This window comes from Mycobacterium sp. TH-M82, from assembly GCF_057473605.1.
On record NZ_JBYCKY010000727.1, the window covers coordinates 1 to 5,958 of the forward strand.

General features: G+C 66.0%; 8 protein-coding genes. All 8 read right to left on the minus strand.

Annotated features, from left to right (window positions below; genetic code table 11):
* Positions 1–9: 9 nt before the first annotated feature.
* Complete coding sequence (locus AC2VON_RS21455; RefSeq protein ID WP_486954661.1) at positions 10–498, minus strand: hypothetical protein; 489 nt, start codon at positions 496–498, stop codon at positions 10–12.
* Positions 499–525: 27 nt separating this feature from the next.
* Complete coding sequence (locus AC2VON_RS21460; RefSeq protein WP_486954662.1) at positions 526–738, minus strand: hypothetical protein; 213 nt, start codon at positions 736–738, stop codon at positions 526–528.
* Positions 735–911 (minus strand): hypothetical protein, encoded by a 177-nt coding sequence (locus tag AC2VON_RS21465; RefSeq protein ID WP_486954663.1) that lies wholly within the window; start codon positions 909–911, stop codon positions 735–737. Before AC2VON_RS21465 ends, AC2VON_RS21460 begins: the two co-directional genes overlap by 4 nt.
* 209 nt (positions 912–1,120) lie before the next feature.
* Positions 1,121–1,501 (minus strand): hypothetical protein, encoded by a 381-nt coding sequence (locus AC2VON_RS21470; RefSeq protein ID WP_486954664.1) that lies wholly within the window; start codon positions 1,499–1,501, stop codon positions 1,121–1,123.
* Positions 1,498–1,803: an NUMOD4 domain-containing protein gene (locus AC2VON_RS21475; RefSeq protein WP_486954665.1), complete on the minus strand. Its 306-nt coding sequence runs from the start codon at positions 1,801–1,803 to the stop codon at positions 1,498–1,500. Before AC2VON_RS21475 ends, AC2VON_RS21470 begins: the two co-directional genes overlap by 4 nt.
* Before the next feature lie 417 nt (positions 1,804–2,220).
* Positions 2,221–3,828, minus strand: a complete 1,608-nt coding sequence (locus AC2VON_RS21480) for an AAA family ATPase (protein WP_486954666.1) — start codon at positions 3,826–3,828, stop codon at positions 2,221–2,223.
* Positions 3,829–3,936: 108 nt separating this feature from the next.
* Positions 3,937–4,110, minus strand: coding sequence for a helix-turn-helix domain-containing protein (locus AC2VON_RS21485; RefSeq protein WP_486954667.1), 174 nt, complete (start codon positions 4,108–4,110; stop codon positions 3,937–3,939).
* A 414-nt stretch (positions 4,111–4,524) separates the two neighbouring features.
* Entirely contained in the window at positions 4,525–5,688 is a 1,164-nt protein-coding gene (locus tag AC2VON_RS21490) for a tyrosine-type recombinase/integrase (RefSeq protein ID WP_486954668.1), read from the minus strand.
* Positions 5,689–5,958 lie beyond the last annotated feature (270 nt).

Sequence of the window (5,958 nt, forward strand, 5' to 3'; positions counted from 1 at the left end):
TCAGCACGATCAACCCGCCACCAACACCGAAGGAGAACATCCCAACTCTCTAAATATCCGAAAATCGTGTCTCAGAAATGTTGACAGGCTCCGCATCACGTCTTGGCTGGGCAGCTTCGCGGCCGCAGTCATGTGTGCGATGGCCTTATCTGCCTGCGCTTTGAGCTGCGGGTAGATGTCGTCGTGGGTGTCGATGACGGCGGCCAGGACTGCCAGGGCGGCGTCCACCTTCGCGTTTTGGTGTTCGGCGGCGTGGCGCTGGTGGGCCAGCTCGGCGAGCAACAGGCCGTTGATGTGGTCGGCGTCGCGGTCGGCAAGGATGGCCTCACGGATGGCGTTCTGGGCGGGCGGCTTCGGCGCGGTGTCCTCGATGCGGGTGAGGGTGTCGACGGCGGCGGCCACCGGCTCGGGCAGGGTGATTTTGCGGTCGGCGAGCTGATCGAGCAGGCCGTGAGCTTGAAATAGTGCGCTGTTTCGGCTGTTCTTCCAGGGTTGCATTTGCGTTGTCTCCTAACAGGTTTCGGTCTAGTCGTGGTACTGGCGTAGTGCGGCTGCGGCCTGCTCTTTGGTCGCCTTGCGGGGGCGGCCCAGGCCGCGTGATCGGCGCATCGCGGCGGCGGCGCGTTCCATCGGGTCGGCGGGTTCCTCGGGGATGCGGGTGCGGGCACAGAGGTCGTCGAACTCCTCGGCGCTCATATCGGCAGTCCGTTGCTCTACTTCGGGTGTCAGGTCACTCATTTGCGTTGTCTCTCATAGGCTTTCAGTCGGGCGTATCGGCTGACTTCGTTGGCGGGGAACAGTAGGCGGCCGCCGAACATCTCGCCGCCGATCGCGTCGCGGTGACGCTGCACCGTTCTGACGCTGCAACCAATTTCGGCGGCTGCCGCTTTCGCTCCCAACCATTCGGACACGCCACAGTTTGCAAGACCGGGCCTGTCGTCCTGGCGCGGTCGCGCCACGCGTTTCTCGCTGCGCGGTAGGTGCAGCCTCTCCGACCGGAGCCGGTGCCAGGCGGCCTCGACCGACGGAGGCACACGGCGGCCTGCGGTGAGGTGCCCGCGGCGCACGGCCGACAGCGCGTAGATGCACGCGCGGATCTCGGTAGGTGATAGTTCCGCGGTCACAGGTCGATTCGCTTCCTGCTGCGCCCGGCGGGCACCTGGGCGAAGGCGTCGCGGGCGGTGTCGGTGTTGGCGGCCAGCTCGGGCCAGCGGCGACGCCAACGCGCGCCCCCGTGACCGGACACGTCGACACACGTCGAAACGCGTTGCGGCTGTTGGTAATGCGGCGTGATCAAAGCTTCCTCGGCGGGTGTCGGCGGTCTGCGGAAGCAGGCGACGCCCAGCCAGCGGGCGCGGTCGATGTCGCGGCGCTGCTGCAGCTGCTCGACTCGACTACTGCGGTCGATCGGGCCGAGTACACCGGTGTAGGCGAGGCGGCGCGCGGTGGCCTGGGCGGGCGTCTCCGCCGCGGGCTCGGGGTTGGTGGCGTCGTTGGTCATGCGGAAGTCTCCAATGCGGTAGAACGGCTCTCAGCGGCAGGCCGGAGGTGGTCGCGCCAGCAGGACAGTCGGCCTGTTCGCAGGTAGTACGTGGCGCGGCGGTTTCCGTCGGACAGGGTGACGCGCGGGCCGCCTCCCCCGGCACGGCGGCCGCCGCTGGGGTGCTGCACTTTGAGGATGCGGCCGCGCCAAGTGCGGCGGCCGCCGTGGGTCATCCGATCAAGGGACCGCACTCGGCCGCGGTTACTGCGCTGGTAGGGCCAGCCGCCTGGCAGTGGCTCCCACAGTTCGACCCCGGTCATCGGGGGGCCACCGCAGCGGCGTGCAGTGTTTGGTGGGCGTGCCACGTGCAGGCGGCGCCAGGACGGGCCACCGGCGATTGGCAGACGGTGCCGTTGAGGCGTGTGCGTCCGCAGCGGGGCTGCTGGGGGCCGCCGGGTTCTGCCGGTGTTGGGTCGCGCCGGGTGGTGCTCATGCGTTCCTCTCGGTCGGGGATTTGTTTGCTGGCTGGGTTGGTCGTTACGCGGGCTGGGGCCGCCGTGTGCCGTCGGGGTGCCAGTCGCGACAAGGTGTCAGGCAGGCGGTCATACAGGCGCGAGTGTCGCGAGTGGCGCAACTGGGCTTGAAGTGCAGTAATGACCTAGATTTTGCAATTAGACGTGCCAGTCGCGACATGTCTGTGTATTTGGCCTGACTTGTGGCACGACTGGGTTGCTGACTCACGCGGTGGCCCCCGTTTCGGGTGCGGCCGGAAGCGACCAGAGCGTGCGCGAAGGCACCCCGCGGGTTCGCTGCACCGCTACGTCCAGCTTCGGAGCGGACCGTTGGATCATCCGCAGCGAGAAGCCGAATTCGGCCCCCGCCGCGAACACGTCGGTGCTCGTCGATTCGCCGTGCAAGGTGAGGTAGCCCTTCAACCATTTCTGGCACCGCTCGACGCCGGACTCTGTGCGGGTGGATCGTTCCTCGACGAGGATGTCTCGCACGGCCCGGTCGGTGGGGCCGACGAGTTCAAATCGTGGTACCTGGGAAGTCTCGCCGTCGTCGAGCACCATGTCCCGCACCCCGATCCTGTACGCCAGGTTGAGGCCGTCGCGGCCGAACGAGTTTTTCACCTGCGACATGATGCGGGCGTCGTCGTCGCCGTCGCGGTCAACGGCGAAGCCGAATGCGGCGCGGGCGACCTCCCCGAACGCCGATGACCCGTTGATCGCGGCGAGGACGTCACCGCCCGGCGTCTTGACGAGGTGGCAGATCCCGAGGATAGGGCCGTTGATCGCCTCGGAGATCCGCACCCACGGGTCGAGCCTGTCGCGCATCTCGTTGGTCCGGTTCACGTCGCTGCGGCCGCCGATGGTTGACATGAGCGGGTCGAGCACGATGGCGCGAACATTGTTATCGACGCATCGTTGCGTGATGATCTCTTCGTGCTCAACGGATTTGAGTCGTGCGGGTGTGTTCTTTTCGGTGGCGACGACGATCCGGTCCATGTCGGCACCGGCGGCGATGAGGGACGGCGCTACAACTTCTTCCAGGGCTTCCTCGGTCGCCACGTACAGCACGTTGATGGGGTGGCCGAGGAAACAGCCGTCGAGGGTGCCTCGTGTCCAGCCTGCGGCGAACCATCTTGCCGTAGTTGATTTTCCGGCTGCGGGGCGCCCGGCAAATAGGGTGAGCGCGGTTCGGGGTATTCGGCCGCCGCCGTCGTACTCCCACGCCCATTCGGCTGCGCGGGTGCGCAGGGTGGAGGCTTTCACGAAGTCTATTCGTTCGCCGCCGTTTACGTCGGGTACGGACGGGAGGGGGACGCCGGGGTCGAACACCGATCCGGCGTCGTGCTCAGCGAGGAGCCTGTGTTGCTCTTCGGTGAGAGTGTCGCCGAGCACTCTGGCGGTGATTGCACGTTCTGTGGGGGTCATTTGCGTGTATTCCTCGGCCCATGCGAGATTGGCTGATTCCTGGTCGGTGGCCGGTGCGGCCATGACAGCAAGCTCCTCGGGCGTGGTGATCGGCAGGTCGAACTCGCGGCCGATCTCGCAGACCCAGCCTGTGTATTCGGCGTCGGTGACGTTTCCTTGCGCGCGGGCGGTTTCGGCTTCCCAGAGCGCGAAGTTAATTTCTTCGTCGCGCTCGGCTTTGCGCGCCTGGTGCGCCTCGATCTCTGCGGCTGTGGGCCAGCCGTGTTCGGCTGCCCATTCGGCCATCGAGCAGATCCGCCGCGGCGCGCTGCTAAAATGGGTGTCCTCCTGGTGGAGTTGGTTATTTGGTTCGGGAGCGCCCTGGCTGGTGGCCGGGGCGTTTTCCATTTGTGCTGCTGTCGTGGTCATTTCGGTGCACGGTTCCTTGCTCCTGGTGTGAGGTCGGAATTTGTTTGTTGGTTGGGTGGCCGCGGGCGGCCTGGTGGATCGCCCGCGGCCACCGTCACCGGCTGTCGCTCACGCGGTGGCCGCCGTCGGGATGGGCTGCATCAGGCTTTCGACTTCCTCGCGGCGTACGCGCATGGTGCGGCGGCCGCCGACTGTGAACCCGGTGAGTCGGCCGTCGGCGATTAGGTTTCGAATGTGCCGGTCGGTGAGGCGCAGATAGTCAGCAGCTTCGCGCTGAGTCATCCAGGGGCTACGAATTGTGCTGTGCGGCATTGCTTTTCCTTGTCAGTCGGGGTCGACCGATCAAGGGCAACTGAGAGGATCGGTCGACACGCAGGTGTTCCTGGTGTGTCGCCCGACCTCGATGAGCACTGCCTCCCCGATCCGACAGTCATCGCAAATCGCGCCCGTATGCAGTTGTTGCGGCACTAATGGTCTGCACACCCCGGCGGGTGCGCACCTTGATTACTAATCCGCTCTCAGTCGGGGCCGATGAGGTGGCGGCAGAGCAAGGTATTTGGTGTTGCCGGTCAGTTTAGCGGAATGTTCCGCGGTTCTGCGTTACCCATAAATTGTATTACGTTGCAGCGCATGGTGACTGGTCTACAACCCGTGGCTGTACGGTGCCGTGCGCTGCCGTGCAGCGCCGCTGGCGGCCTACCCTTCGGCAAGCTTCGACAACAACGCGGCGATCTGCCGGTCACGGCCCTGGGCGGCGTGCTGATAGCGCATCGCGGCCGCCGGGGTTGAGTGCCCAAGCCGGGCCATCAGCTCAGCCAGCGTGGCGCCCGTCGCGGCTGCCAGCACCGCGCCTGAGTGCCGCAGATCGTGGAACCGCAGATCGGGGCGCCCGGCGGCCGAGCGCGCTTTGTAGAAGCTGCGGTACAGCGATGCGGGGGCCAGGTGGCCGCCCTGCTGCGCGGGAAACATCAACGCGTCGCGGCCGGGCTCGACGTGCCGATCGAGGTGGTCCTCAACAGCGGCCAGCAGATGCGGCGGAATCGCCACGTCCCGTGTACCGGCGTCACTCTTGGGTGTCGTCACCTGAAAGCCGGCATCTGTGCGGACGACGGCCCGCTCGACATGGATCACGCCCCACCGTTGCGGTTCACCGCCGGGCTCGTCGGGCTCGTCCTGGCCGAACAGGATGTCCCGGCGACGCAGCTCGGTCAGCTCGCCGAACCGAAGTGCGCACCACGCAGCGAGCAGCACCATCACCCGCTGGTGCTCGGGCATCGCCTCGGCGAGCGCGGCCAGCTCGGGCAGAGTCGCGGGCCGGATCTTGTGGACTCGTTTCGCGTTACCGGCGCCGCGGATCACGCACGGGTTGATGCTGATCTTGCCGTCGCTGGCCGCCGTGCCCATGATCGTGCGCAGCAGCCCGTAGGCGTGTGCCCGCAGTGTCGGCGTGCTTGCGCCCATCTTCGCGTGCCAGGCGCGTACGTCGTCGGCCGTAATGGAGGCGATCGGCAGCGCGCCGAACGTCGGCTCAATATGGTCGTCGAGCAGCTTCTCGTAGTGCTCGCGTGTGCGGTCCTTCAAGTCGCGGTGCGTGAGCCACCGGCGGGCGTATGTCTTGAAGGTGAGTCTCGGGGCGGGGGCCTGCTCGGCGGCGCTCGGCGGCCGCCACGCTTTTTCGATGATCTCGGCCTGCCGCAGCGAGAGCCAGCCGCGGGCGTCTTTCTGGGTGAGGAATAACGTCGGCGCTTTGTAGCGGCGGCCGTCGGGGCCGAAGTAGCGGGCGCGGTAGCCGGTGGCGAGCTTGTCGACGGAGCCGAATGTGCCTGTGGTGCGGTTCTTCCGGCCGGTGCCGCGCGTCATTGTGTGCTCCTGGTGTTTTACTGGCGAAGTCAGGTCATGACCTCAGCGTGACCTGACTTAGCATACGAAACCCTACGAGCGTTCCGGAGATTTCCAGTTATACTGGTCGAGGTCAAACCAGGTAGATAGCTGGTTTTGACCGGTCAACACGCCCACGCTAGCAAAGTGCTTGAACTGGTTCAATCCCAGTATCGCGCACCCTTATTTGTGCAGGTCAGACCCGGTTTTTGCCGGGTCTTCCCCGTCTGCATGCAATAAACATGCGATAGT

Bases quoted from the DNA above. Each gene is read 5' to 3' on its own strand.
- AC2VON_RS21485 (WP_486954667.1), bottom strand. From the start codon at position 4,110: ATGACTCAGCGCGAAGCTGCTGACTATCTGCGCCTCACCGACCGGCAC.
- AC2VON_RS21460 (WP_486954662.1), bottom strand. From the start codon at position 738: ATGAGTGACCTGACACCCGAAGTAGAGCAACGGACTGCCGATATGAGC.
- AC2VON_RS21490 (WP_486954668.1), bottom strand. From the start codon at position 5,688: ATGACGCGCGGCACCGGCCGGAAGAACCGCACCACAGGCACATTCGGC.
- AC2VON_RS21455 (WP_486954661.1), bottom strand. From the start codon at position 498: ATGCAACCCTGGAAGAACAGCCGAAACAGCGCACTATTTCAAGCTCAC.
- AC2VON_RS21470 (WP_486954664.1), bottom strand. From the start codon at position 1,501: ATGACCAACGACGCCACCAACCCCGAGCCCGCGGCGGAGACGCCCGCC.
- AC2VON_RS21475 (WP_486954665.1), bottom strand. From the start codon at position 1,803: ATGACCGGGGTCGAACTGTGGGAGCCACTGCCAGGCGGCTGGCCCTAC.
- AC2VON_RS21480 (WP_486954666.1), bottom strand. From the start codon at position 3,828: ATGACCACGACAGCAGCACAAATGGAAAACGCCCCGGCCACCAGCCAG.